This window comes from Thalassospira sp. MCCC 1A01428 (assembly GCF_002115825.1).
GTDB lineage: Bacteria > Pseudomonadota > Alphaproteobacteria > Rhodospirillales > Thalassospiraceae > Thalassospira.
Genome location: NZ_JFJZ01000153.1, coordinates 1 through 748, shown reverse-complemented (window position 1 = coordinate 748; position 748 = coordinate 1). Strand labels below are relative to the sequence as shown.

Sequence of the window (748 nt, the reverse complement as noted above, 5' to 3'; positions counted from 1 at the left end):
TAGGGTCTGAACCCAATTGGAACGCTTGAAATTTATAGTCGAAATGTGATTCACCCTTTGTGAAAGGGAGTTATCACATGGCACGATTTGATTTGAGCGATAAGGAATGGGCGATCATTGCTCCGCTTCTTCCGGTTGATGGTCGGGGGCCGAAGCGGCGCGACGACAGAACAGTTCTCAATGGTATCTTCTACATTCTTCGAACCGGCGCGCCCTGGCGGGATCTTCCGGGAAGATATGGCCCGCCTACGACAGTCTATAATCGTTATGTCCGCTGGGGAGAACGCGGCATATGGCGAGAGATATTCGAGGCCTTGGCATCAGAACACAAAGATGCCCTTGTCTTTATCGACAGTTCGATTGTGAAGGCTCACCGCGCAGCGGCTGGGTCAAAAAAGGGGAACTGGCAGAGGGTATTGGACGCTCACGCGGCGGCAGGACAAGTAAAGTTCACGCCGCTGTAGATGGCCTCGGGCGTCCGTTGCGCCTCGCGATCAGTGGCGGTCAACTCCATGACAGCAAGATGATCGACTGCTTTCTGAATTGGTCAAAACCACCGTTGGCCATTGTCGCCGACAAGGCCTATGGCAGTGCACGTATCCGTCAGGAGATAGAGGATGAAGGTGCCTTGCCGGTGATCCCCGCCAAGGCAAATGCCAAAAAGCCGATCCCTCATGATGCCAGCCTTTATGCCAAACGCAATCTTGTTGAACGTTTCTTCTGTCGCATGAAGGATATGCGGCGGCTG

General features: G+C 53.6%; 1 pseudogene. It reads left to right on the top strand.

Features of this window, described 5'->3' with window-relative positions:
- Window positions 1-77: 77 nt before the first annotated feature.
- Window positions 78-748, top strand: a pseudogene (locus tag THS27_RS27805) (IS5 family transposase); the annotation flags it as partial.